The sequence below is a fragment of the Pectobacterium artocarpous genome, from assembly GCF_046159765.1.
In the GTDB taxonomy this organism is placed as follows: domain Bacteria; phylum Pseudomonadota; class Gammaproteobacteria; order Enterobacterales; family Enterobacteriaceae; genus Pectobacterium.
Map to the genome: position 1 here is coordinate 77,605 of NZ_JBJXVK010000013.1, position 25,233 is coordinate 102,837.

The window sequence follows — 25,233 nt, forward strand, 5'->3', positions numbered from 1 at the left end:
AGCAGTATACTCATAATGCTCATTCAAAAATAATGAGCTACCAGAAGCCTCATTAGTCACTCATGTTAGTAACTAGTCAATAAGGGGTATTTATGGATAGAAAAAATGAAGTTATTCAGACACATCCTCTTGTAGGTTGGGACATCAGCACCGTTGACAGTTATGACGCCATGATGATCCGTTTACACTACTTATCCACCTCGGATCAAGCACTAGACGAAGCTCATGTTGATCGAACCCTTTGGCTAACGACCGATGTTGCCAGGCAACTGATACATATACTTGAAGCTGGCATTGCGAAAATTGAATCAACAGACTGTGACATCAGTGATTATCGAAAACATTAGCAATTGATAACGTTATTAATATTATATTCAATACCCACTCATTTGCGTTAATACCATTTGCATTCATAACAATACCGCCAGTAGGGCGGTATTGTTATTTCAGAATACCGTATTTTCTCATGTTTTAAGGCTTGCAGACTGAAGGACAGACAGCCCCGTAATCGTGAGGCTGCGAATCTGTTTTATTTACTATTACCGCGTCTCTCCTGCTAAAGCGTTTGCTTTTTCTCTTTTATTTTCAAAAAAATTGAATGTACATTTATAATAGAATCAAAAAAATCGTTACATAATTTATCTATGTGATAATCACAAATATTATGTTGATTTTGCATTTACTTCTGTTTAGCTTTTGTGTAACAAAATGCACTCAACTTGAAGGAATCATCATATGACTTGGCGTAATTCCCCATCCCGTTACGGTCATATCAGCATTTTTCTGCACTGGATTGCAGCGTTAACCGTTTATGGCATGTTCGCCTCAGGACTCTGGATGGTGACACTTAACTATTATAGTGTTTGGTATCACCGTGCCCCTGAAATTCACAAAGCGATTGGTGTACTGCTTTTTGCCGTCATGATTTTTCGCGTTATATGGCGCTTTATTTCTCCACCGCCGCCGCCACTGAAAAGTTACTCTACCGTCACTCGCGTGAGCGCCACACTTGCTCATATTGCACTTTACGTTATTTTGTTCTCCATTCTGGTTAGTGGATATCTTATTTCCACTGCAGAAGGGCATTCAGTTTCCGTTTTTGGCTGGTTTTCTGTTCCGGCCATTATCAGCGGCTTGACGGATCAGGCCGATATTGCAGGCGACGTGCATCTTTATCTTGCCTGGGCGGTGGTTGCCTTATCGGTACTGCACGGTGTAGCCGCATTAAAACATCACTTTATAGATGGTGATAACACGTTGAAACGAATGTTGGGTCGCAACGTTCATTAACCTTATGGATTTTATGGAGAAATGCCAATGCTGAAGAAAACACTACTGAGCCTGACTGCATTATCTATGCTTGCCTCTGCCGGTTCTGCACTGGCGGCAGAGTACAAATTCGATAAAGAAGGCCAGCACGCGTTTATTGAATTCCGCATTAAACACCTCGGTTACAGCTGGCTTTACGGCAGCTTTAATGACTTCGACGGGACTTTTACCTTTGATGAGAAAAATCCATCAGCGGATAAAGTTAATGTCACGATAAACACTAACAGCGTTGACACCAACCACGCTGAACGTGACAAGCACCTTCGCAGTGCAGAATTTTTAAACGTGACCAAGCATCCACAGGCCACGTTTACATCTACTGAAGTGAAGAAAGACGGTGAAGATTACGATATTACCGGTAACTTAACCTTAAATGGCGTCACCAAGCCCGTTAAGCTTGATGCCAAATTGATCGGTCAGGGTGATGACCCGTGGGGGGGTTATCGTGCAGGTTTTCAAGCTGAAGGCACTATCAAGTTGAAAGACTTCAACATTACGACCGATTTGGGCCCAGCTTCGCAGAATGTAGAATTGATTATTTCCGTTGAAGGCGTTCGCCAGAAATAAGGCGACATTACGTATCAACAGTCCGCAGCCCTTTCCTTTGGAAAGGGCTTTTTATATTACGCGATTAGCCGCTAATTATTCGGCCTTGTCTTTGGCGACAGGAGCAGGAATGTGCAACGTTGACTGCAATAATCCCTTGGATTTATTAAAAATCTTCATTCCATTTTCACGCCCGCTGCGTATCGCTCTTTGTTCTTCGAGCGGAAGCTTCATTTCATCCTGACACTGCGTGCTACAACAGCCCTCGTATTTTGCGGCACAGGCAGGACATTGGATAAACAGAAGATGGCACCCTTCATTACGGCAGTTAGTGTGGCTATCACACGAGGCACCGCATTGATGGCAATGCGCAATCACATCATCAGAGATACGTTCCCCCATCCGTTCATCAAACACGAAATTCTTGCCGATAAACTTCAGCGGTAGCCCTTGAGCTTTAGCCTGACGCGTATATTCAATAATACCGCCTTCAACGTGATATACGTTCTTAAAGCCGTGATGCAACATATAGGCGCTGGCCTTCTCGCAGCGAATACCGCCCGTACAGTACATGACTATGTTTTTATCACGTACATCATCAAGCATCTCAACCGCCATCGGCAATTGCTCACGAAAGGTATCCGATGGCACTTCCAGTGCATTCTCGAAGTGTCCGACTTCATACTCGTAATGGTTACGCATATCGACGAACACGGTGTCAGGATCGTCAGCCATTGCATTAACCTGATCGGCTTTCAGATATTGCCCAACATTCGCTGGGTTAAATGTCGGATCGTCAATCCCATCAGCCACAATCCGTTCGCGTACTTTCATACGCAATACCCAGAACGATTTCCCGTCATCTTCCAGAGCGATATTTAAGCGAATCTGATCGAGCGCCGGGTGCGCACTGAACAATACCGCCTTAAAGGCCTCGAACTGATTATTGGGCACGCTGATTTGTGCGTTGATCCCCTCAGTCGCAATATAAATGCGGCCGAAGACCTTACATTGCTCAAGTTGAACATACAGACGATCGCGAAATGCTTTTGGATCGTCAATTGTAAAATATTTATAGAAGGAAACTGTGGTACGCGGCTCCGTTTCTGCAAGCATACGCGCCTTCAGTTCCTCATTAGAAATCCGGTTATGTAACACTGGCATGGTGTACGTTCCTGTCTTCATTGAGGTTAGCGTGTGATGTTCATCATCGAGGCATAGCTCGACACATTCAATCGCCCGGCATCATACCTGATAGCGTTGAGGCTGTCAGGGCATGAAATGAATAGTGCGATGACAAAGAGTGATCTACCGTAGGCCAATGACTGTGGGATTCATTTTCGCTTCCATGAAGTATCACCATCGAAGGATCTGTCATTATGAGTCAGCTTTTCTCCTCCGTATCGCTTGGTAACCTCGAACTGCCCAACCGGATCATCATCGCACCCATGTGTCAGTATTCGGCCGAGGACGGCAAGGCGACGGCCTGGCATACGATGCATTTAGGTAACCTGTCACATTCAGGGGCAGGGCTACTCATCATCGAGGCGACGGCGGTTTCGCCGGAAGGCCGGATTTCCCCACGCGACCTTGGTTTGTGGGATGAGGCGACAGAAAAGGCCCTTGCTGGTGTGGTTAACGCGGTCAAAACCTATTCCGCCATGCCTCTTGGCATACAATTAGGCCACGCTGGCCGCAAAGCCTCAACGGATGTTCCGTGGCGCGGACGCGCATTTCTACCACCCAAACAAGGTGGCTGGCAGACTATCGCTCCATCGGACATCCCTTACAATGCCAGCGATGCTGCTCCGCTGGAAATGTCAGAACAGCACATCCACACGTTAATTGAATCGTTCGTTGACTCAGCTAAACGCGCGGACCGTCTGGGCTTTGACCTGATAGAAATTCACGCCGCTCACGGCTATTTGCTGCATCAATTCCTTTCACCACTGACAAATCATCGCACGGATAACTACGGAGGGTCGCTTCAGAACCGGATGCGCCTGGTCGTTGAGATTTACCGTGCAATACGCGATGTTTTCCCTGCGCATAAAGCCGTTGGCGTGCGCATTTCTGCGACAGATGGCGTTGAGAAAGGTTGGGATCTGGAACAATCCGTACAGCTCAGCAAAGCACTGCACGAATTAGGCTGCGATTTCATTCACGTATCCAGCGGCGGGCTATCGCCGTTGCAACACATCCATCCTGCGCCTAACTATCAGGTGCCGTATGCGCGGCGGATTAAACAAGAGGTTGGCATCACCACTATCGCCGTTGGACTGATAACCGAGCCAGAACAGGCAGAAGCGATCATCGCAACGGGTGAGGCAGACGCTATCGGGCTGGCTCGCGCCATCCTTTTCGATCCCCGCTGGCCATGGCACGCGGCCGCCAGACTGGGCGCGCAGGTATCCGCTCCTGCACAGTACTGGCGTAGTGAGCCACGCTATGCCAGAGGCATTTTCAAACAATAGCGATAAATACGCTGTGTCTGGCGATCCTATCTGGATCGCCTCTTCTCCCTATCTTGCCATGCGGCATGCCATCAAAGGTTAAAACTCATTCGCTGAAAATGTTACGATTACAGCCGCTTTTTGCATAAAAATCAGTCAATAACGCGGCGATAATTTGTGTTATTGGCAAAGCGCCGCAATAATCTATCTTGCAGTTAACCATTAACTCGTTTTTTTAACGGTTCGCGTGCTGACCAGCACAAAAATATTGATACTGAGGCCATGACACAAATCCCTTCTTTTACTCGTTCATTGCTACATCCACGCTACTGGCTCACCTGGTTGGGCATCGGCATCCTTTACCTTATCGTTTTGCTTCCCTATCCCGTTTTGTATCGTATTGGGACCGCACTTGGCCATTTGGCTATGCGCCTGTTGCCAAAGCGCGTCAACGTTGCCAAGCGTAACCTTGAACTGTGTTTCCCCGAAATGTCTCAGGCTGAGCGTGAAGCATTAGTGAGGAAAAATTTTGAATCTGTCGGCATGGGGGTGATTGAAACCGGTATGGCCTGGTTTTGGCCAAACTGGCGTATCGAACGCTGGTTTAAAGTGACCGGCCTTGAACATATGCGTCCTCCGTTGGAAAAGCAGCAAGGGGTGTTGCTTATTGGCCTGCATTTCCTGACGCTGGAGTTGGGCGCTCGTATCTTTGGCATACACAATCCCGGTATCGGCGTGTACCGCCCGAATGATAACAAACTGATCGACTGGTTACAGACATGGGGACGACTACGTTCAAATAAGTCCATGCTGGATCGTAAAGATCTCAAAGGCATGATTCGCGCACTCAAGCAGGGCGAGATCATCTGGTATGCTCCCGATCATGACTACGGCCCACATAGCAGTGTATTTGCTCCGCTCTTCGCCGTTGATAATGCAGCGACAACCCGTGGTAGCTATATGCTGATAAAGACCGCACACCCTGCCGTCATTCCTTTTGTGCCACGCCGCTTGCCTGACGGAAAAGGCTATGAACTACTGATTCAACCTGGGGAACAGGATGCTCCTATAGATAGTGAAACCACGACCGCCGTTTGGATGAACAACATCGTTGAACAGAATATTCTGCTCGCACGGGACCAATATATGTGGCTACACCGCCGTTTCAAAACCCGCCCAGAAGGCCAACCGTCTCTCTATTAACACCAATACGCTCCGAGGTTTCAGGAACCACTACATCTTGTATAGACGAAATAAATATCTTCCGGCATCGCAGTAATACCGATCGTTTAAGAGCACTTGAACGATCCTGCCGACAATCCAGAGTCTGCTATCCTGACTCTGGATTTTTTATGTCTGAACACGATATGGATTTCGTTGTTGATGCGTTTTCTTCTCAACTGAATGCCTTCTCGCTCACTTGACTCTGACTGACCCTTTCGTATACCCACTAGAGGATTTATTGCGAATGAAGCGGGAGTGTTGCCAGCACGGATAAGCTGTGTTGCGGCGTTAAATATCCTGGTGTCGCAGGCGTAGGCAAGCGGCAAAAGTGCGGCGGGGAATATCCCTCAGCACCTGAAAGGGATGAGGGAAAATGTAAAAGCCTTTATCCTTCCGGAAAAAAGAAAGCACCGAAGAAATGATCGTTCGGTGCTTTATGTTCCGCCTAAATATCCGTTCAGCTTCAAGTCACGTGAGGCTTAAGTGAATGGCATTAGGCCAATTGGCGGATGTTGGTCTATCGAAGTCAGGATTACTCGCTGACTGGCGTAGGTTTGGTTGCTGGCGCAGTTGACTGGTTAACTGCGGCATGACCTCCTGCCGAACCTTTTCCAGAGAACGGAAAAGCAGGACGAACCCAATCGCTGTGTCGCGTAGGTTCCGCGTGGTATGCTGGCGCGGGTGCTTTAGTCATTGGCGCTGTCGCGTGGAACTTATAGCGAGGTTGCTCAGCAACAGTTGCTGCTTTTGTTACGCTCGGTACCGATTCTGCCACAATGGGTTGTGCGCTGGTCACGGTTACTGGTTCATCCTGGACGCCCTGTGGTGCGCTGGTTTCCTGTACTGTGGAAACCAGCGGAGTGGAAACGGAGTCTGCCACGTCTACGCTCTCGGTTGCATTAGCGGTGCTATCCGCCGCCTGTTTGTTTTCTGACGTCGCTTTCGCAGCGACATCGTCAGTAGTTACAGTTTTAGCAACTACGGCTTCAGTCACTTCAGCTTCAGCCGCTGTGCTTTCAGCAGTAACAGGTTCAACGAGTTGTGCGTCTTCAACCGCCTGGGCAGTATCCGCAGCCTTTGCTTCCTCTATAGCACTGACAGCAACCGCAGCGACAACATCGTCGATAGCAGTGTTCTCGGTAACGGGCTCGACGATGGTTTCTTCATCTGCGGCACCCACCTCGACATTTGCGACATTGCTATCCTGAATTACGTCGGCAGATTGTGCTGTTGCGGTTACAACAGCGTCTTCCTGAGCGACGGCTTCAGCAATCACCACGTTTTCAACTACGTTGGATTCCGAAGCATCTACCTGTGTAGCCGCTGCGGCTTCAACGAAGGCGGGTAATAATGGTGTTTCAATCGCTGTGATGTTCTCGTCCTGCTGTTGGTTTTCGGCCTGCTGTGATGGTGCAACAGGATAGCTAACCCACACTTTTCCTGACGCCATTTCCGGCGATGCGGCAGCAAATTCCAACTGCATCGGTGACTGAGATGGGTAACGTTCATCACGATAGCGGCGACGACGTTGACCGCTGACACGCAGGTGACGCGGCGAACGACGTGAACGACGTGGCATACCACCATTCTCGGCATTGGAACGATTTGCGTCATTTTGCTCGCTATCGACCTCGTTGTTGTCTACCGCGGCATCGTTTGGCTTGATGTAAGATTGAACCTGCTCAGATGGAACAGCGGCGGGCGCTGTGCTATCGGAGAGGATGTCTTGCTGAGTGTCAGACTGAACGCGTACTTTTTGCGTCAACTGACGGCGTTGGCGACGCGGCATAACCTGAGTCGGTTTATCCTGCTCAGCTGCGTTGTCATCGGAATCATCAACCGCTTGCTGTGCTTTTGCCTCATTAGAAGCCTGACGGCGTTCGTCCTGACGACGACGCTGGCGCTCAGTACGCGGTTCACGGCGCCGCTGTTCTTCTGCACTGGTTTTCTCCGTGTTTTCTGCAACCACTTCCTCACTCTGTCGCTTATTACGGCGCTGCTCATCACGCTGTTCACGATTGTCACGATTGTCACGATTGTCACGATTGTCACGATTGTCACGATTGTCACGAGAGCCACGATCGCGGCGATTATTACCCTGACGACGTGAGTTCCGGCGTTCGGAACGCTGACCTTCAGAAGATTTATCTTCTTCTGTTTTCTTCTCGTCAACGCTATCCGCCGCTTTTACTCCAGCTTCAGAAGCAAAGGCGCTTTTTAAGGCGCTGAAGAAACGGCTGATGAGGCCTGGCTGAGCGGCTTCCGCAGGTTGCGTTGTCGCAGGTGTTGCTTTGGATACTGACGGTGCGGTTTCCGCTGGCATTTCTGCCATGGTAAACGTCGCTAATGCCGGTTGCTCAGGCTGTTTACGCTCAATCGTCTGTTCGTCTTGCTGTTGCTGTGTTTCCGTTTCCAAACGCTGAGGCAGCAGATAGCTGAGCGTTGGTTTTTCTTCGCCTTTACGGACGCGAACAACGGAATAGTGCGGCGTTTGCATGCCGTCGTGTGGCACGATGACCGCACGCACGCCGCCTTGACGTTTCTCAATGGCGTTAACAGCATCACGCTTCTCGTTCAGCAGATAAGAAGCAATCTGGACTGGAACAATCGCGTGGACTTCTTTGGTATTTTCTTTCAGCGCTTCTTCTTCAATCAGGCGAAGAATGGACAACGAAAGTGATTCATTGTCACGAATCGTCCCTGTCCCGCTACAGCGTGGGCAGACGTGGTGGCTGGATTCGCCCAGTGACGGGCTCAGACGCTGACGCGACATTTCCAGCAGACCGAAACGGGAAATGCGGCCAATCTGAATACGCGCACGATCCTGACGTACGGAGTCGCGCAGGCGGTTTTCCACCTCACGCTGGTGGCGAACCGGAGTCATATCGATGAAGTCGATAACGATCAGACCACCGAGGTCACGCAGGCGTAATTGGCGAGCAATTTCATCGGCGGCTTCAAGGTTGGTATTAAACGCCGTTTCTTCAATATCGCCACCGCGCGTTGCACGGGCGGAGTTGATATCAATCGCTGTCAGCGCTTCGGTGGTATCAATGACGATGGAGCCGCCGGACGGCAGGCGAACCTCACGTTGGAAAGCCGATTCGATCTGAGATTCGATCTGATAGTGGCTGAAAAGCGGGATTTCACCACTGTACAATTTGATTTTACTGCTGAAATCAGGGCGGCCCAACGCAGAAATATGTTCTTTCGCCAGATCGAGAATTTTTGGGTTATCAATCAGAATTTCGCCTATGTCCGGGCGCAGATAGTCACGGAAAGCGCGGACGATCACGTTACTTTCCTGATGGATCAGGAACGGTGCGGGGCGGCCTTCGGCGGCTTTTTTGATCGCATCCCAGTGTTTCAGACGGAAAGCCAGGTCCCATTGCAGGGCTTCAGCCGATTTGCCTACACCCGCGGTGCGAACAATGAGTCCCATACCATCAGGCAGTTGCAGCGATCCCAGTGCTTCTTTGAGTTCGGTACGATCGTCACCTTCGATGCGGCGGGAAATTCCACCAGCGCGCGGGTTATTAGGCATTAAGACCAAATAGCTACCCGCCAGGCTGATAAAGGTGGTCAGCGCCGCGCCTTTGTTGCCACGCTCTTCTTTGTCTACCTGAACAATGACTTCCTGACCTTCACGTAACACGTCTTTAATGTTAGGACGACCATGGGAGGCATAGTTGCTAGGGAAGTATTCGCGGGCGATTTCTTTAAGCGGGAGGAAACCATGTCTTTCGGCGCCGTAATCAACAAAAGCCGCTTCAAGACTGGGTTCGATACGAGTGATTTTACCTTTGTAGATATTTGCTTTTTTCTGCTCATGACCCGGACTTTCGATATCCAAATCATACAGCCGTTGACCATCAACCAAGGCAACACGCAACTCTTCCTGCTGAGTTGCGTTAATTAACATTCTTTTCATCTTCAACTTACTCGTTATTTTTACTTGCATTATTGATAGAGCTGCGGACAAAAGAACCGCATGACCGGAGTGAACCGATGGCCTCGTGGCTTATCGCAGGGACGTCAACCTCCCGGTTGTCGCCTGCATAGAGACGCATGTTTCGGTAGCCTGTGTTTCCTGATGGAAAACAGCGCATTTACTGAGGGAACCGCTTCTGAATAATGTCGCCAGATCTGATTCCATTTGCCGGCCAAGCTGCAATCCGCAGCCCGCTAACTGCTTGATTTCGCGTTACGTCTTACGCCATTGCTGCGTGTGTGCGTCATCAGGCAAATTTAATAATTTCGCAATTTCCCCTCGTTTTATCGGAAATCCGCGTGGGAAACGCAAAAGCATTATTCCACTGCTCATACCGTTATAGCAAGGTGACTTTGCCTGTCTGTATAAAGATAGTTCTGTTGCGATCGCTAAAGCGGACAGGGTTTGATGCTACAGCGCAATCCACCCGTTACTTACCCGCGTTATTTAGCAGATAGTGCAACAATATCTTCATAAGTCAGACACACAGTTAAGCACAGAAAAAGAAGTGGCGCTATCGGGTTGCTCTATTTAGAATCGCGCATCATGAAAACAGATAATCCTTCAGTACAATTTGTGACGATCTCCGCAGATGAAGCGGGGCAGCGCGTCGATAACTTTTTGCATACCCACTTAAAGGGTGTGCCTAAAAGCATGGTTTACCGTATCTTGCGTAAAGGTGAGGTAAGGATAAATAAGAAACGGGTCAAGCCTGAGTATAAATTGCTCGACGGTGACGTTATTCGTATTCCTCCTATTCGACAGGCGGAACGTGATGAAACGCCTGTTTCTGCGAGTCTTGGTAAAGTCTCGGCGTTGGCCGAGTGCATTATTTATGAAGATGATTACTTGCTGGTGCTGAATAAGCCCTCGGGTACCGCCGTGCATGGCGGCAGTGGTCTGAGCTTTGGCGTGATTGAAGGGTTGCGGGCTTTACGCCCGGAAGCACGTTTTCTGGAACTGGTACACCGTCTCGATCGTGATACATCAGGTGTTTTGCTGGTAGCAAAAAAACGCTCAGCTTTACGTTCTCTGCATGAACAATTGCGGTTAAAAGGCATGCAAAAAGATTACCTGGCACTGGTTCGTGGCGAGTGGCAGTCTCACTGCAAAGTTGTTCAGGCGCCGCTGTTGAAAAATATTCTGCAAAGCGGTGAGCGCGTTGTGCGGGTTAACAGCGAAGGTAAGCCGTCGGAAACACGCTTTAAGGTAGAAGAACGTTTTGAGCATGCGACGCTGGTGAGGGCGAGCCCCGTGACCGGACGTACGCATCAAATTCGTGTGCATACCCAGTATGCCGGGCATCCGATAGCATTTGACAACCGCTATGGCGATCGCGAATTCGATGAACAACTGGCGGACACCGGTTTAAAACGTTTGTTTTTGCATGCGCTGGCACTGCGTTTTGCGCACCCGAATACCGGCGAGATGCTGAGAATTGAAGCGCCATTAGATAGCGGACTGCGTCGCTGTCTTCAGGCGCTGCGCAAGACTAAAGCATAACCACTGATACCTATATGCCGTTATTTTTCGGGATAGTATGTTACCGTGCTGTCCCGATTGGTATTACGCCGTCAAAGGGTTAACGTCTTCCTTTTGTAGCATCTGAATCAGCGCGATTAATGGTAACCCAATGAGTGTATTGGGATCGCGCCCGGATAATCGCTCAAATAGGGCAATGCCCAGCCCTTCGCTTTTGAAGCTGCCCGTACAGTTCCACGGCTGTTCTTTCTCCAGATAGCCGTCAATTTCCGCTTCCGTTAGTGTTCTAAAATACACATCAAATGACTCTGCGATACTCTGTATTTCTTGAGTCGTACTATTAAAAAGCGCTAAACCGGTAAAGAAGGAAACACATTTCCCGCTGGCCTCTTGTAACTGCCGCATCGCGTTAACCTTATTATGTGGCTTTCCGGTAATGGTATTCCCCAGAACGCAAACCTGATCGGAGCCGATAATTAGATGATTGGGATAGTGTGAGGCCAGCGCTCGGGCTTTGCTTTCAGCGAGGCGGATCACAAGGTCGATGGCGCTTTCACCTGGGTGAGGGGTTTCGTCGATGTCCGGCGACGCGCAAACAAAAGGGATCGCCAGCTTGTCCAATAAGGCGCGGCGATAAGGTGAGGTTGAAGCAAGAACGATGTGCTGCATAATTTTTAGATAAACCGTAGCGTAATGATGAAAGGCATTTTAAACTGTGCGCCGCTCTGGAAGCGAATATTGGTGAAAGGTGGTGCATCACTGCCTTTTTCTTTGACTCTATGTCGTTACGACGTTAATATGCGCGCCCTATGCAAAAGGTAAAATTACCCTTAACCCTTGATGCGGTCCGCACTGCTCAGAAGCGTTTAGATTACGTTGGTGTCTATTCGCCGGAACAAGTAGAGCGTGTTGCCGAATCAGTGGTGAGTGTGGATAGTGATGTTCAGGCCTCTTTATCTTTCAATATTGATAATCAGCGTCTGGCAGTGATTGATGGTAACGCCGATGTTACGGTCACACTGATGTGTCAACGTTGCGGAAAGCCGTTTGAGCATCAAGTCCATGCAACATTCTGTTTTAGCCCGGTCGTCAATGATGAGCAGGCCGAAGCGTTACCGGAAGCGTATGAGCCGATCGGCGTTGATGAATTTGGCGAAGTCGATCTGCTGGCAATGATTGAAGATGAAATTATTCTGATGTTGCCTATCGCCCCGGTGCATGATTCTGAACACTGTGAAGTGTCCGAAGCGGACATGGTGTTTGGCCAACTGCCTGAAGAGGCGGAAAAACCAAATCCGTTTGCCGTATTAGCCAGTTTAAAGCGTAAGTAATTAAGGAGTAAGGTCCATGGCCGTACAACAAAACAAACCTAGCCGTTCCAAACGTGGTATGCGTCGTTCACACGATGCGCTGACCACCTCTTCTGTATCCGTAGATAAAGTTTCTGGCGAAACTCACCTGCGTCACCACATCACTGCGGATGGTTACTACCGCGGTCGCAAGGTCATTGCTAAGTAATTCTTGCGAATTATTTGCAAGGCAATACCTTGACACGCCTAACTCTGGCGTTAGATGCGATGGGCGGGGATTTTGGTCCCTGCGTAACAGTGCCTGCTGCATTGCAGGCACTGGCTTCTAATCCAGCTCTCAATTTATTAGTAGTCGGCGATCCTGCTGCGATTACACCATTACTTGCCAAAGTCGATTCTGATTTACTTTCCCGCTTAGAAGTTGTTCCGGCGGAGTCGGTTATTGCGAGTGATGCGAGGCCGTCGCAGGCTATTCGTGCGAGCCGTGGTACCTCGATGCGCATTGCGCTTGAGTTGATTAAAGACGGCAAGGCACAAGCTTGTGTGAGCGCAGGCAACACGGGGGCGCTGATGGGGCTGGCCAAGCTCCTGATTAAGCCACTTGAAGGTATTGAACGACCGGCATTGGTGTCAGTCTTACCTCATCAGCAGCACGGAAAGACTGTCGTGTTGGATCTGGGGGCGAATGTTGACTGTGATAGCACAATGCTGGTTCAGTTTGCCGTGATGGGCTCAGTGATGGCGGAAGAGGTGCTGGAACTGAAGAACCCCCGAGTTGCGTTGTTGAATATTGGTGAAGAAGAAAGCAAAGGGCTGAGCACTATCCGTGAAGCAGCGGCACAGTTAAAAGGGGCACCATCAATAAATTATATCGGTTATCTGGAAGGCAACGATCTGCTGACAGGGAAAACGGATGTGATGATCTGTGATGGCTTTGTGGGTAATGTCACACTGAAAACGGTGGAAGGCGTGGTAAGGATGTTCTTGTCACTGCTGAAATCGCCCGCCTCAGGCCCTGGGCAAAAACAAAAACGGTCCTGGTGGCTGAAATGGCTGGGACGTTTGTTACAAAAGCGCTTATCAAAGCGTTTCGGTCATTTGAACCCCGATCAATATAATGGCGCATGCCTGCTAGGATTGCGGGGAACTGTAATCAAAAGCCATGGTGCAGCAAACCAGAGAGCGTTTGCGGTTGCTATTGAACAGGCAATGCAGACGGTACGGCGGCAGCTTCCCGACCGTATTGCCGCCCGTCTAGAAGCGGTATTACCCAAGAGTGACTAAGCGTACATGTATACAAAAATAATCGGAACGGGCAGCTACCTGCCTGAACAAATCAGGACGAACGCTGATTTAGAAAAAATGGTGGAAACGACGGACGAATGGATCGTCACACGTACAGGAATCCGTGAGCGCCGAATTGCTGCGCCGGATGAAAACGTTGCGACCATGGGATACCGTGCCGCGCAGAAAGCGCTGGAAATGGCAAATGTCGATCCTTCTGAAGTCGGCCTTCTGATTGTTGCGACAACATCATCAAGCCATGCTTTCCCGAGCTCTGCCTGCCAGATCCAGCAGTTGTTAGGGATCAAAGATACGATTGCCTTCGATTTGGCCGCTGCCTGTGCCGGTTTTACCTATGCACTGAGCGTTGCCGATCAATATGTTAAAAATGGTGCGGTGAAATACGCACTGGTGATCGGTTCTGATACGCTGTCTCGGACATTGGATCCTGAAGATCGCGGCACGCTGATTTTATTCGGTGATGGCGCAGGCGCTGTATTGTTAACGCCATCAGAACAGCCGGGTATTCTTTCAACCCACCTGCATGCTGATGGCCGCTATGGCGAACTGCTTGCGCTGCCGCATCAGGATCGTAGTCATGCGGATACGCCTGCTTACCTGACGATGGCGGGTAATGAAGTCTTTAAAGTAGCCGTGACCGAACTGGCACATATCGTTGAAGAAACGCTGCAAGCGGCTCAACTGGACAAAAGTGAATTAGACTGGCTGGTGCCTCATCAGGCTAACCTGCGAATCATCAACGCCACGGCGAAAAAGCTAGGCATGGGGATGGACAAGGTGGTTGTGACGCTGGATCGTCATGGTAATACCTCTGCGGCTTCCGTCCCTTCCGCACTTGATGAAGCCGTGCGCGATGGGCGTATTAAACCAGGGCAACTCGTTCTGCTTGAAGCCTTCGGTGGCGGTTTTACCTGGGGCTCCGCGCTGGTTCGTTTTTAATTAAACAGGATTGTGATATGACGCAATTTGCAATGGTGTTTCCCGGTCAGGGATCGCAGACAGTCGGTATGTTGGCTGAACTGGCGGCAGAACACCCGATCGTTACTGAAACATTTGCTCAGGCTTCTGAAGCGTTAGGTTATGACTTATGGCAGCTTACCCAGCAAGGGCCAGCGGAAGAATTGAATAAGACCTGGCAGACGCAGCCTGCGTTACTGGCCGCTTCTGTTGCTATCTGGCGTGTCTGGCAGCAGCAGGGAGGAAAAACACCTGCTCTAATGTCTGGCCATAGCCTTGGTGAATATTCTGCACTGGTTTGCGCCGGTGTTCTGGATTTCCAACAGGCTGTCCGTTTAGTTGAACTGCGTGGCAAACTGATGCAGGAAGCAGTACCGGAAGGAGAAGGAACGGGCGCGATGTACGCCATTATCGGGCTTGATAACGATGCCATTGCCAAAGCGTGTGAAGAATCCGCGCAGGGGCAAGTGGTCTCTCCGGTAAACTTCAATTCACCGGGGCAGGTGGTGATTGCAGGCAATAAAGAGGCCGTTGAGCGTGCGGGGGCCGCGTGTAAAGCGGCGGGTGCGAAGCGTGCGCTGCCGCTGCCTGTTAGTGTTCCGTCACACTGTGCGCTGATGGAGCCTGCTGCGAAGAAGCTCGCGGTTGCGTTGGAATCTGTAACATTGAATTCTCCGGCTATTCCGGTTGTCAATAATGTTGATGCACGCATCGAAACCACACCGGAAGCGATTCGCGATGCGCTGGTACGCCAGCTTTATTGCCCCGTGCGCTGGACGGACTGTGTTGAATTTATGGCCTCTCAGGGCGTTGAGTCACTGTTGGAAGTTGGGCCGGGTAAAGTATTAACTGGCTTAACCAAACGAATCGTCGATACCCTGACAGCAGCTGCGGTGAACGATCCTGCTTCTCTATCAGCGGCGATTGAGAAATAAGAACGGAGAAGACAATGAGTTTTGAGGGGAAAGTTGCACTGGTTACCGGTGCAAGCCGTGGTATAGGGCGTGCCATCGCCGAGACGTTGGTTGCCCGCGGGGCAAAAGTCATTGGTACTGCAACCAGCGAAAAAGGGGCTGAAGCGATCAGCGCCTGGCTGGGTGAGAACGGTAAAGGTTATATGCTGAATGTTGCCGATGCAGCATCAGTAGAAGGCGTATTGGCAGACATTCGCGCGGAATTCGGGGAAGTTGATATCCTTGTCAATAACGCCGGTATCACGCGTGATAACCTGCTGATGCGTATGAAAGATGATGAATGGCACGATATTCTGGATACCAATCTGACGTCGGTATTCCGCATGTCTAAAGCAGTCATGCGTGCCATGATGAAGAAACGTTTTGGCCGTATCATTACCATCGGTTCTGTTGTGGGAACGATGGGCAATGCAGGGCAAGCTAACTACGCGGCAGCGAAGGCGGGGCTGATTGGGTTCAGTAAATCCCTCGCACGTGAAGTGGCTTCTCGTGGTATTACGGTCAACGTCGTCGCGCCTGGATTTATCGAAACAGATATGACTCAGGCATTGACAGAAGAACAGCGAGCAGGCATTTTGACGCAGGTTCCAGCTAACCGACTCGGTGATGCTAAAGAAATCGCCAGTGCTGTTGTATTTTTAGCCTCTGATGAAGCTGCTTACATTACTGGCGAAACATTGCATGTCAATGGCGGCATGTATATGATCTAAAAAGCTCGAAAACTATTTGCATTATTTGCGGTGATAACCGCAAAATAGCACAAAATCGTGGTTCGACCAGCCGAGATTTTGTTGCATCTTTTCAAACATTTTATACACTACGAAAACCATCGCGAAAGCGAGTTTTGATAGGAAATTTAAGAGTATGAGCACTATCGAAGAACGCGTTAAGAAAATCATCGTTGAACAGCTTGGTGTTAAGCAGGAAGAAGTCGTAAACAATGCTTCTTTCGTTGATGACCTCGGCGCTGATTCTCTTGACACTGTTGAGCTGGTAATGGCGCTGGAAGAAGAATTTGATACTGAGATTCCAGACGAAGAAGCTGAAAAAATCACGACTGTTCAGGCAGCCATTGATTTCATTCAGGCTAACCAGCAGTAAGCGAACATATCTAGGCGGTCATTCGACCGCCTAAGTTTTTTTGTCCCGCCGTGTCTTTTTTTCCCTCCCTGGAGGATAAGCGTGTCTAAGCGTCGAGTAGTTGTGACCGGACTGGGCATGTTATCTCCTGTCGGCAATACAGTTGAGTCTACCTGGAGTGCTCTTCTTGCCGGTCAGAGTGGTATCAGCCTGATCGACCATTTCGATACTAGTGCCTATGCAACGCGTTTTGCTGGCTTAGTAAAGGATTTTAATTCTGAGGAATTCATTTCGCGTAAAGAAGCTCGCAAAATGGATGCCTTTATTCAATACGGTGTTGCTGCTGGCGTTCAGGCCATGCAGGATTCCGGTTTGGAAGTAACGGAAGAGAACGCGCCGCGTATCGGTGCGGCGATTGGTTCCGGCATCGGTGGTCTGGGTCTTATTGAAGAGAACCACACCGCGCTGGTGAACGGTGGCCCGCGTAAAATCAGTCCGTTCTTCGTGCCGTCAACCATCGTCAATATGGTGGCTGGGCATCTTACTATCATGTACGGACTGCGTGGCCCGAGTATCTCTATCGCTACAGCCTGTACGTCTGGTGTGCATAATATTGGTCAGGCAGCGCGCATTATTGCTTACAATGATGCGGATGTGATGCTGGCCGGTGGTGCAGAAAAAGCCAGTACGCCATTAGGCGTCGGTGGATTCGGTGCCGCACGTGCGTTGTCTACGCGCAATGACGATCCTCAGGCGGCAAGCCGTCCGTGGGATAAAGATCGTGATGGTTTTGTACTGGGCGACGGTGCTGGCATCATGGTGCTGGAAGAGTATGAACACGCGAAAAAGCGCGGTGCGAAAATCTATGCAGAAGTTGTTGGATTTGGCATGAGCAGCGATGCGTATCATATGACGTCTCCGCCGGAGAACGGTTCAGGTGCAGCACTGGCGATGGAAAACGCGCTGCGTGATGCAGGTGTATCAACGAACCAGATCGGCTATATCAACGCGCATGGCACCTCTACGCCCGCGGGAGATAAGGCTGAAGCCCAGGCGGTGAAATCCGTATTTGGCGAGAACGCCAGTCATGTGCTGGTTAGCTCGACAAAGTCGATGACGGGTCATTTGCTCGGTGCGGCAGGCGCGGTGGAGTCTATCTTCAGTATTCTTGCTCTGCGCGATCAAGCAGTTCCACCAACGCTCAATCTGGATAATCCAGACGACGGCTGCGATCTGGATTTCGTGCCGCATGAGGCGCGCCAGGTCAGTAATATGGAATATGTATTGTGTAACTCTTTCGGCTTCGGCGGAACCAACGGTTCTCTGATCTTCCGTAAGATTTAATCGCAATAGCGTCTATAAAAAACCCGGTTTCCGGGTTTTTTTTTGCCTGCATAAAATCAGACACACCTGCTTGTCTGCAACGCAGCTTTACTGGCAAGCTGACGATGAGGAATGATGCGGAGCTTAATTTATTATGCTGTGGATTAATGGCCAGTTACAGGAACAGCTTTCGGTGTTCGATCGGGCTACACAGTACGGTGACGGCTGCTTTACTACAGCCAGAGTCAGTGCTGGTGAGGTTGTCTGGCTTGATCGACATATCGCGCGTCTGCAACAGGCCGCTACACGCTTGTTATTCCCGATGGTTGACTGGGAAAGCCTGATTGCAGAAATGAAACAGGCAGCACTGGGAGGGGCGCACGGCGTAGTGAAAGTCATGCTAACGCGCGGTGCCGGAGGACGTGGTTATAGTCCTCAGGGTTGTATGCAGCCAACCCGAATCGTCATGCTGGTAGGCTATCCAACTCACTATGCTGACTGGCGTGAGCAAGGCATTTGCCTGAACCTTAGCCCCGTGGCGCTTGCTAAAAACCCGCTGCTGGCGGGCATAAAGCATCTGAATCGGCTTGAGCAAGTACTGATTCGTGCGCATCTTGACCAGACTTCAGCCGATGAGACCCTCGTGCTTGACACTTCCGGTGCGCTAGTGGAATGCTGTGCCGCTAATTTATTCTGGCGTAAAGGGAATCATGTCTATACGCCGGATGTATCTCAGTCTGGTGTGGATGGTGTTGCCCGGCAGCACATCATCGCCTCGCTGGCAGACGCTGATTTTGAGCTAGAGGTTGTCAGTGAACCCGTGACCACACTGTCTGATGCGGATGAGGTGCTGGTTTGTAATGCATTAATGCCGATTGTCCCCGTGAATCAGGCGCATGTCTGGCGTTACCACTCCCGAGATCTTTATCGATTCCTGAGTTCTGATTGCTAGTAGATGGTTGATTTATGAAGAAAAAGAAAGTTGGTCTGCTGATTATTGCTGCCGTTGTTTTGCTGTTGTTGGTCGCGTGGCAGAAAATGCAGCGTTTTGCTGGTTCTCCATTGTCTATCGAAAAGGAAACCATTTTCACGCTTCCTGCCGGTACGGGAAGAGAAGGGTTGGAAACGCTGCTTCTCGATCAGCATGTGATTACCGATGGCACATTTTTTCCGTGGCTGTTGCGTATTGAACCTGAATTGGCGAAATTCAAAGCGGGTACGTATCGCTTTACAACGGGAATGACTGTACGCGAGATGCTGGTGTTATTGTCCAGCGGAAAGGAAGCACAATTCTTCATCCGTTTTGTCGAAGGCTCACGCTTGAAAGAGTGGTTAACCACGCTGCAACAAGCACCTTATATCACGCATTCGTTGGCCGATAAAACCGAACAAGACATTGCCACACAGTTGGAAATCAAAGATAAGACGAACCCGGAAGGCTGGTTTTATCCTGATACCTATTCATACACGGCGGGTACGAGCGACAGCGCGCTGCTGCAACGTGCGCATCAGCGCATGAAAAAAACGGTAGATGAGGTATGGAAAGGGCGCGAAGACGGATTACCGTATAAAACGCCCGGCGAATTGCTGACGATGGCGTCAATTATTGAAAAAGAAACAGCGCTTAATGAACAACGCACTCAGGTCGCTTCCGTTTTTATCAATCGTTTACGGCTTGGCATGCGCTTGCAGACCGACCCCACGGTGATTTATGGCATGGGGGATGACTATAAAGGCGTAATAACCCGTAAAGCATTAAACACACCGACGCCTTACAATACCTATATTATTTCTGGCTTGCCGCCTACGCCAATTGCAATGCCGGGAAAAGCCTCATTGGATGCGGCTGCGCACCCAGCCAAAACGTCATACCTGTATTTCGTGGCTGATGGAAAAGGCGGACACCGTTTTACCACTAACCTTGCAGACCATAATCGTGCTGTGAGGGTATACCGCTCAGCGTTAAAGGAACGGGATGAACAGTAAATTTATCGTCATTGAAGGGTTGGAAGGCGCGGGGAAGACCACCGCGCGTAATATCGTGGTGGAAACACTGCGGTCACATGGCGTGAAAGAGGTCGTGTTTACGCGAGAGCCCGGCGGCACGCCGCTGGCGGAGAAGCTGCGTGAGCTTATCAAGCAAGGTATAGCCGATGAGAAGGTCACTGACAAAGCGGAAGTCCTGATGTTATACGCGGCCAGAGTACAATTGGTGGATAACGTCATCAAACCGGCGCTCGCGAATGGGAACTGGGTCGTCGGCGATCGGCACGATCTGTCCTCACAAGCTTATCAGGGCGGTGGACGTGGGATCGACCAGCAACTGCTGCGCTCACTGCGCGATACTGTGCTGGGTGATTTTCGTCCTGACCTGACGATCTATCTTGATTTATCGCCCGCTATTGGTTTGCAGCGCGCGCGTCAGCGGGGCGAGCTGGATCGAATTGAGCAGGAGTCGCTGGCTTTCTTTGAACGTACCCGTTCCCGCTATCAGGAACTGGCGGCGGAGGATGACAGTATCCTGACGATCGATGCCTCACAGTCTATTGATGCCGTCAGTGCGGATATTCAGGCGGCGTTACAGCAGTGGTTGCAGCAACAAGGGTTGCAGCCTGTCGCGCAGGGGCAGAGCTGATATGGAGTGGTATCCGTGGCTGAATGCATCTTATCGGCAGCTTATCGGCCAATATCAGGCGGGCAGAGGCCATCATGCGGTGTTGCTGCATGCGCTGCCGGGCATGGGCGATGAGTCTCTGATTTATGCGCTGAGCCGCTGGTTGATCTGCCAGCGGCCTGATGGAATGAAAAGCTGTGGCCATTGTCACTCGTGCAATCTGATGACCGCGGGGACACACCCAGATTGGCATGTGCTAAGCCCGGAAAAAGGTAAGCAAAGTCTGGGTGTCGATCCAGTGCGTGACGTTGTGGAAAAGGTATACCAACACTCCCGGCAGGGCGGAGCAAAGGTGATTTGGCTGGCTGCCGCTGAGCAACTGACAGAGGCCGCAGCGAATGCGCTGCTGAAAACGCTGGAAGAGCCGCCACAGAATACCTTCTTTTTATTTGGCTGCCGTGAGCCAGCCCGGCTGTTGGCAACGTTACGCAGCCGTTGTCTGTATCATTATCTGGATGTCCCGAATGAGACGCAGAGCGTGCTATGGCTGAATGCTCGTCATCGCCATGACAGTCAGGCGTTGCGCACGGCATTGAGATTGCAATCGGGAGCGCCGCTAGCCGCTGAGGCGTTATTGCAACCAGAGCGTTGGAAACAGCGCAGTGCGCTTTGTCAGGCATTTTCTGCCGCGCTGACTTCACGAGATCAGCTCTCGTTGATACCACAGCTGAATCATGACGATGCTGATGCTCGTATTCACTGGTTGGCCTCGCTACTGCTGGATGCGATGAAGTGGCAGCAGGGGGCAAGCGAGCATTGGGTGAATCAGGATCAGATCGAACTGGTTGAGCGTCTGGCGCGTGAGCCTTCCGTACATTTGCAGTATGAACTGCAACAGTGGTTGGCTTGTCGGCAAAAATTGCTGACTGTCACGGGGGTAAACCGTGAGCTGCTGCTGACGGAACGCCTGCTTGATGGAGAGCGCACGCTTGCCTCATCGGTTAAGCGCGACAGCCATCCTTTTTCTGTTTAATTACTATCGAGTAAATATTATGTTGTTAGTGGATTCCCACTGTCATCTTGACGGTTTGGATTATGAGTCATTGCATAAAGATGTCTCCGACGTGCTGGATAAAGCGAAACGTCGCGATGTCGGCTTCCTGTTGGCGGTGGCGACGACGTTGCCCGGCTATCGCGCCATGCTGGAGTTAATTGGCAAGCGCGATAATGTGGCGTTTTCCTGCGGTGTTCATCCGCTTAATCAGGAAACTCCCTATGACTACGCCGAGCTGCGTGAGTTAGCCAGCGCGAGCCACGTGGTGGCGATGGGGGAAACGGGGTTGGACTATTTCTACCAACAGGAAACGAAAGCCCAGCAGCAGGAATCTTTTCGCGAACATATTCGTATTGGCAATGACCTGAACAAACCGGTCATCGTGCATACGCGCGCCGCTCGTGAAGATACGCTGGCGATTCTCCGTGACGAACAGGCGGAGAAATGCAGCGGTGTTCTGCACTGTTTTACCGAAGATTTGGCGACGGCAAAAACTTTGCTGGATATGGGATTCTACATCTCGTTTTCTGGCATCGTGACGTTCCGTAATGCAGAGGAATTGCGTGACGTTGCGCGTTACGTGCCGCTGGATCGGATGCTGATTGAGACGGATTCTCCTTGGTTAGCGCCCGTTCCATTCCGGGGGCAGGAAAACCAGCCTGCGTATGTGCGTGATGTGGCGGAATACCTCGCCGTACTGAAAGGCACATCGTTAGAAACTCTTGCTGCCGCCACGACAGAAAACTTCTCCCGCTTGTTTCACATCGATCCGGTTCGGTTGACCGCCGCGCAATAGTGGCTGAAAATAGCCGAGTTTTTTTTATCCGTGTAATTAATAGCGCTGCATAATCCTCTTGATCAGGTTTTTCCTCTTCAAGGGGCGGTGTTTTTTAGCGAGATATCACAAAAAAGTGCAATGTCTGTTCGATCTCAGCCTGTTTGCTTGTGGAAACGTGATAGCAATCAAACATTGTGGGCGCTATTTATTTTACTCTGCGTAAAAATTAAAGGGGGCTAAGACACCCCTACTCGCAAAGGCCAACCTCCCCGCCTTTGCTTATATATGAAGTATCAGAAGTAAAAGCACTATTACTCAGGAGCACACTCAATTATGTTCAAGAATGCATTCGCAAACCTGCAAAAAGTAGGTAAGTCGCTAATGCTGCCCGTATCCGTACTCCCTATCGCAGGTATTCTGCTGGGTGTCGGTTCGGCCAATTTTAGCTGGTTGCCTGAAATTGTCTCCAGCGTCATGGCACAGGCCGGTGACTCGGTGTTTGCCAACATGCCGCTGATTTTTGCTATTGGTGTTGCCTTGGGCTTCACTAATAACGACGGTGTTTCCGCACTGGCAGCGGTGGTGGCTTATGGCATCATGGTAAAAACCATGGCTGCGATTGCGCCGCTGGTTCTTAATTTACCGGCGGCCGAAATTACGGCGAAGCACTTGGCGGATACCGGTGTTCTGGGCGGGATCATTGCCGGTGCGATTGCCGCGTATATGTTTAACCGTTTCTACCGCATCCAACTGCCTGAGTATCTGGGCTTCTTTGCAGGTAAACGCTTCGTGCCGATTATTTCCGGCTTGACGGCGATCGTTACTGGTGCGGTGCTGTCTTTCATATGGCCACCTGTCGGTAGTGCGATCCAAACGTTTTCACATTGGGCGGCGAATGAGAACCCAATGTTAGCATTCGGTATCTATGGGGTCGTTGAACGCTCTCTGGTGCCGTTTGGTCTGCACCATATCTGGAACGTACCTTTCCAAATGCAAGTGGGTGAGTTCACCAATGCGGCGGGTCAGGTTTTCCACGGTGATATTCCTCGTTATATTGCGGGTGACCCGACTGCGGGTAAATTGTCCGGTGGCTTCCTGTTTAAAATGTATGGTCTGCCAGCCGCAGCTATTGCTATCTGGCATTCGGCTAAACCAGAGAACCGTGCGAAAGTGGGCGGTATCATGATCTCTGCGGCACTGACCTCGTTCCTGACGGGTATCACTGAGCCAATTGAGTTCTCATTCATGTTTGTTGCGCCTATCCTGTATGTCATCCATGCGATTCTGGCGGGTCTTGCGTTCCCAATCTGTATCCTGCTGGGTATGCGTGATGGTACAAGCTTCTCTCACGGCCTGATCGACTTCGTGGTGTTGAGCGGCAATGGTAGCAACCTGTGGCTGTTCCCAATTGTGGGTTTGTGCTATGCGTTAATTTACTACACCATCTTCCGCGTTCTGATTGCCAAACTGAACCTGAAAACGCCGGGTCGTGAAGATAACTCATCTGAGCAAAACTCGCAGGACAGCTCTGAAATGGCTGCCGCTCTGGTGACTGCATTTGGTGGTAAAGACAACATCACTAACCTGGATGCCTGCATCACTCGTCTGCGCGTTAGCGTGGGGGATGTGGCTAAAGTGGATCAGGCTGGCCTGAAAAAACTGGGCGCAGCGGGTGTGGTGGTAGCAGGTTCCGGTGTTCAGGCCATTTTCGGTACCAAATCCGATAACCTGAAAACCGATATGGACGACTACATCCGTAACCATTGATGTGTTGTTGGGGAGTGGCAAAAAGGGGCGAAAGCCCCTTTTTTATTGTCGGTAGCAAACTGCGTCAATAAAAGACGCGTCAAGCGGTAGGTGCCTTTAGGTACAAAAGCAGGTTTTTTCTGGGTGTCGTATTTTAACCATCCGCACCAGAAATAGACGAAGAAGGTTGAAAGAAATGGAATATGTCACTCATACTGCCTACACGACTTCGTTTAACGCCAGCTTTAACAAGGAAATCGATCATGGCTGAAGAAACTATCTTTAGTAAAATCATTCGCCGGGAAATTCCTGCAGATATCGTCTATCAGGATGAACTGGTTACCGCTTTTCGCGACATTGCGCCCCGTACACCAACCCATATCCTGATTATCCCGAACGTCTTGATCCCGACCGTTAACGATACGGCACCAGAGCATGAAGCCGCACTGGGACGTATGGTGACGGTCGCGGCGAAGATTGCGCAGCAGGAAGGAATTGCAGAGGACGGCTATCGTCTGATTATTAACTGCAATCGGCACGGCGGACAGGAGGTGTATCACATCCATATGCATTTGCTTGGTGGCCGCGCACTCGGGCCTTTGCTGGCAAACTAGATTCGATGATCATGGTTGGGCAATCATGTGAGAAAACCCTCATGCGAGAATATCATGCGTAACCCGATGCTTTTTCTGTCCGCGTGTTTGATGGCTGGTCTGCTGGCGAGCTGTAGTGCGCCAAAGGTGTTGACCATCAATGAACGGCAAACGCTGGTATTGGACGCCCCTGTGCTGTCGGCGGGCATCACCGCGGGGAATCCGTCGCTGGATTCAGAAAATGCCCGCCTGCATGCTTCTTCCGTCATTAGCAACGACGCCTCACACGCGGTGACCGTGCATTACCGTTTCTATTGGTATGATGACAACGGGCTGGACGTGCTGCCGTTTGAAGACGTGCAGTCCATTAAAATCCCGCCACAGACGGAAATGACGGTTTTTTCAATGCGCAGCAGTCTCAGTGCGCGTCAGGTCCGTCTTCATCTGTTTTTGTAATGATGTGCTGAGAGAGAG

25 protein-coding genes are annotated in these 25,233 nt (G+C 50.4%); 22 read left to right on the forward strand and 3 right to left on the reverse strand.

Annotation, left to right across the window (positions count from 1 at the left end; genetic code table 11):
• The first annotated feature begins 92 nt into the window (after positions 1-92).
• The 3 genes from bssS (at position 93) to ACKQAD_RS10335 (ending at position 1,896) form a co-directional block, all read left to right on the forward strand.
• The gene (bssS, locus tag ACKQAD_RS10325; RefSeq protein ID WP_409160074.1) at positions 93-347 is read left to right on the forward strand and encodes a biofilm formation regulator BssS; all 255 of its coding nucleotides are present in this window, start codon (positions 93-95) and stop codon (positions 345-347) included.
• Between the two features lie 388 nt (positions 348-735).
• Positions 736-1,290 carry a cytochrome b gene (locus ACKQAD_RS10330; protein WP_409160075.1) on the forward strand — a complete coding sequence of 185 codons (555 nt, stop codon included), beginning with the start codon at positions 736-738 and terminating at the stop codon, positions 1,288-1,290.
• Positions 1,291-1,320: 30 nt separating this feature from the next.
• Positions 1,321-1,896, forward strand: coding sequence for a YceI family protein (locus tag ACKQAD_RS10335; RefSeq protein WP_409160114.1), 576 nt, complete (start codon positions 1,321-1,323; stop codon positions 1,894-1,896).
• A gap of 75 nt (positions 1,897-1,971) precedes the next feature.
• Here ACKQAD_RS10335 and trhO read toward each other — a convergent pair whose 3' ends face one another.
• Positions 1,972-3,039, reverse strand: coding sequence for an oxygen-dependent tRNA uridine(34) hydroxylase TrhO (gene trhO / locus ACKQAD_RS10340; RefSeq protein ID WP_409160076.1), 1,068 nt, complete (start codon positions 3,037-3,039; stop codon positions 1,972-1,974).
• 215 nt (positions 3,040-3,254) lie between these two features.
• Between trhO and ACKQAD_RS10345 the strand changes: the two genes are divergently transcribed.
• Both ACKQAD_RS10345 and ACKQAD_RS10350 read left to right on the forward strand, forming a co-directional pair.
• Positions 3,255-4,349, forward strand: a complete 1,095-nt coding sequence (locus ACKQAD_RS10345; protein ID WP_409160077.1) for an NADH:flavin oxidoreductase/NADH oxidase — start codon at positions 3,255-3,257, stop codon at positions 4,347-4,349.
• A gap of 261 nt (positions 4,350-4,610) precedes the next feature.
• The gene (locus ACKQAD_RS10350; protein ID WP_409160078.1) at positions 4,611-5,531 is read left to right on the forward strand and encodes a Kdo(2)-lipid IV(A) acyltransferase; all 921 of its coding nucleotides are present in this window, start codon (positions 4,611-4,613) and stop codon (positions 5,529-5,531) included.
• A 553-nt stretch (positions 5,532-6,084) separates the two neighbouring features.
• Here ACKQAD_RS10350 and rne read toward each other — a convergent pair.
• Complete coding sequence (rne, locus tag ACKQAD_RS10355) at positions 6,085-9,483, reverse strand: ribonuclease E (protein ID WP_409160079.1); 3,399 nt, start codon at positions 9,481-9,483, stop codon at positions 6,085-6,087.
• A gap of 606 nt (positions 9,484-10,089) precedes the next feature.
• On the opposite strand from rne, the gene rluC reads away from it, so the two are divergent.
• Positions 10,090-11,046 (forward strand): 23S rRNA pseudouridine(955/2504/2580) synthase RluC, encoded by a 957-nt coding sequence (gene rluC / locus ACKQAD_RS10360; protein WP_409160080.1) that lies wholly within the window; start codon positions 10,090-10,092, stop codon positions 11,044-11,046.
• Between the two features lie 63 nt (positions 11,047-11,109).
• Here the strand turns inward: rluC and ACKQAD_RS10365 are convergent, their stop codons facing one another.
• Positions 11,110-11,694, reverse strand: coding sequence for a Maf family protein (locus ACKQAD_RS10365; protein WP_409160081.1), 585 nt, complete (start codon positions 11,692-11,694; stop codon positions 11,110-11,112).
• Between the two features lie 140 nt (positions 11,695-11,834).
• Here ACKQAD_RS10365 and yceD point away from each other — a divergent pair, with 140 nt between their 5' ends.
• The 16 genes from yceD (at position 11,835) to ACKQAD_RS10445 (ending at position 25,215) form a co-directional block, all read left to right on the forward strand.
• Positions 11,835-12,356 (forward strand): 23S rRNA accumulation protein YceD, encoded by a 522-nt coding sequence (gene yceD / locus ACKQAD_RS10370; protein WP_263057603.1) that lies wholly within the window; start codon positions 11,835-11,837, stop codon positions 12,354-12,356.
• Between the two features lie 16 nt (positions 12,357-12,372).
• Complete coding sequence (gene rpmF / locus ACKQAD_RS10375) at positions 12,373-12,543, forward strand: 50S ribosomal protein L32 (protein ID WP_011093369.1); 171 nt, start codon at positions 12,373-12,375, stop codon at positions 12,541-12,543.
• A gap of 29 nt (positions 12,544-12,572) precedes the next feature.
• Positions 12,573-13,619, forward strand: a complete 1,047-nt coding sequence (plsX, locus tag ACKQAD_RS10380; protein ID WP_409160082.1) for a phosphate acyltransferase PlsX — start codon at positions 12,573-12,575, stop codon at positions 13,617-13,619.
• Positions 13,620-13,625: 6 nt separating this feature from the next.
• Positions 13,626-14,579: a beta-ketoacyl-ACP synthase III gene (locus ACKQAD_RS10385; RefSeq protein ID WP_409160083.1), complete on the forward strand. Its 954-nt coding sequence runs from the start codon at positions 13,626-13,628 to the stop codon at positions 14,577-14,579.
• Between the two features lie 17 nt (positions 14,580-14,596).
• A complete protein-coding gene (fabD, locus tag ACKQAD_RS10390) occupies positions 14,597-15,532 on the forward strand; it encodes an ACP S-malonyltransferase (protein WP_409160084.1) in 936 nt (311 codons plus the stop codon).
• 14 nt (positions 15,533-15,546) lie between these two features.
• A complete protein-coding gene (gene fabG / locus ACKQAD_RS10395) occupies positions 15,547-16,281 on the forward strand; it encodes a 3-oxoacyl-ACP reductase FabG (RefSeq protein ID WP_409160085.1) in 735 nt (244 codons plus the stop codon).
• A 154-nt stretch (positions 16,282-16,435) separates the two neighbouring features.
• Positions 16,436-16,672 (forward strand): acyl carrier protein, encoded by a 237-nt coding sequence (gene acpP, locus ACKQAD_RS10400; RefSeq protein ID WP_005970506.1) that lies wholly within the window; start codon positions 16,436-16,438, stop codon positions 16,670-16,672.
• A gap of 81 nt (positions 16,673-16,753) precedes the next feature.
• Positions 16,754-17,995, forward strand: coding sequence for a beta-ketoacyl-ACP synthase II (gene fabF / locus ACKQAD_RS10405; protein ID WP_409160086.1), 1,242 nt, complete (start codon positions 16,754-16,756; stop codon positions 17,993-17,995).
• A 133-nt stretch (positions 17,996-18,128) separates the two neighbouring features.
• Positions 18,129-18,926 (forward strand): aminodeoxychorismate lyase, encoded by a 798-nt coding sequence (pabC, locus tag ACKQAD_RS10410; protein WP_409160087.1) that lies wholly within the window; start codon positions 18,129-18,131, stop codon positions 18,924-18,926.
• A 14-nt stretch (positions 18,927-18,940) separates the two neighbouring features.
• Positions 18,941-19,960 carry an endolytic transglycosylase MltG gene (gene mltG, locus ACKQAD_RS10415; RefSeq protein WP_409160088.1) on the forward strand — a complete coding sequence of 340 codons (1,020 nt, stop codon included), beginning with the start codon at positions 18,941-18,943 and terminating at the stop codon, positions 19,958-19,960.
• Positions 19,950-20,609 carry a dTMP kinase gene (gene tmk / locus ACKQAD_RS10420; RefSeq protein ID WP_409160089.1) on the forward strand — a complete coding sequence of 220 codons (660 nt, stop codon included), beginning with the start codon at positions 19,950-19,952 and terminating at the stop codon, positions 20,607-20,609. The genes mltG and tmk overlap by 11 nt, the downstream gene beginning before the upstream one ends.
• A 1-nt stretch (position 20,610) precedes the next feature.
• On the forward strand, positions 20,611-21,621 hold the full coding sequence (gene holB, locus ACKQAD_RS10425) for a DNA polymerase III subunit delta' (RefSeq protein ID WP_409160090.1): 1,011 nt from the start codon (positions 20,611-20,613) through the stop codon (positions 21,619-21,621).
• Positions 21,622-21,640: 19 nt separating this feature from the next.
• Positions 21,641-22,438 (forward strand): metal-dependent hydrolase, encoded by a 798-nt coding sequence (locus tag ACKQAD_RS10430; RefSeq protein ID WP_409160091.1) that lies wholly within the window; start codon positions 21,641-21,643, stop codon positions 22,436-22,438.
• Between the two features lie 315 nt (positions 22,439-22,753).
• Positions 22,754-24,187 carry a PTS glucose transporter subunit IIBC gene (ptsG, locus tag ACKQAD_RS10435; protein WP_409160092.1) on the forward strand — a complete coding sequence of 478 codons (1,434 nt, stop codon included), beginning with the start codon at positions 22,754-22,756 and terminating at the stop codon, positions 24,185-24,187.
• Between the two features lie 242 nt (positions 24,188-24,429).
• Positions 24,430-24,780 (forward strand): purine nucleoside phosphoramidase, encoded by a 351-nt coding sequence (gene hinT, locus ACKQAD_RS10440; protein ID WP_271877852.1) that lies wholly within the window; start codon positions 24,430-24,432, stop codon positions 24,778-24,780.
• A gap of 54 nt (positions 24,781-24,834) precedes the next feature.
• Positions 24,835-25,215, forward strand: coding sequence for a YcfL family putative periplasmic lipoprotein (locus tag ACKQAD_RS10445; protein ID WP_409160093.1), 381 nt, complete (start codon positions 24,835-24,837; stop codon positions 25,213-25,215).
• Positions 25,216-25,233 lie beyond the last annotated feature (18 nt).